The sequence below is a fragment of the Ramlibacter sp. WS9 genome, from assembly GCF_003797765.1.
In the GTDB taxonomy this organism is placed as follows: Bacteria; Pseudomonadota; Gammaproteobacteria; order Burkholderiales; family Burkholderiaceae_C; genus Ramlibacter.
This window is the reverse complement of sequence record NZ_RKMB01000120.1, coordinates 1-536: the sequence shown is the minus strand read 5'-3', so window position 1 is coordinate 536 and position 536 is coordinate 1. Positions and strand designations below refer to the sequence as shown.

Annotated in this window: 1 protein-coding gene; it reads right to left on the bottom strand. The window is 69.0% G+C overall.

The window, feature by feature from the left end; translation table 11 throughout:
• Positions 1 to 509: peptidase U32 family protein (locus tag EEB15_RS33230; protein WP_141514255.1), on the bottom strand; the 509-nt coding region annotated here is incomplete at its 3' end.
• Between the last annotated feature and the right edge of the window lie 27 nt (positions 510 to 536).

The following is a 536-nucleotide window of genomic DNA, read 5'->3' as shown; positions in this document are numbered from 1 at the left end:
ATGCACAGGCTGCCGAAGGCGAACACCTCCACCGGCACCGGGCTACCGGCCGCCACCTGGCGTACCTGCGCCAGCGATAGCACGCGGGGCAGGACCGCGCGACGGATGCCGTAGCGTTCGTGATAGAGGGCCAGGGCCGCGGCATTGGTTGCCGAGCCCTGCACCGACAGATGCAGGTTGAGCCGCGGATGACGCTTCGCGGCATAGCCGAGCACCGCCACGTCGGCGGCGATCAACGCATCGACGCCGAGGTCGGCGGCCTGGTCCACCGCGCGCTGCCAGCGCTCCCAGCCCTGCGCGCTGGAATAGGTGTTGACCGCTACGTAGAGCTGCCGCCCGGCCTCGTGGACTCGCCGCAGGCCTTCCTGCAACTGGCGTTCGTCAAGGTTGAGGCCGGCGAAATGGCGGGCGTTGGTGTCATCGCGGAAACCGACGTAGATGGCGTCGGCGCCCTGTCGCAGGGCCGACTTCAAGGCGGGCAGGCTGCCCGCCGGACAGACCAGTTGCATGGGGTTGCTCCTCTGGCGAAAAACGCG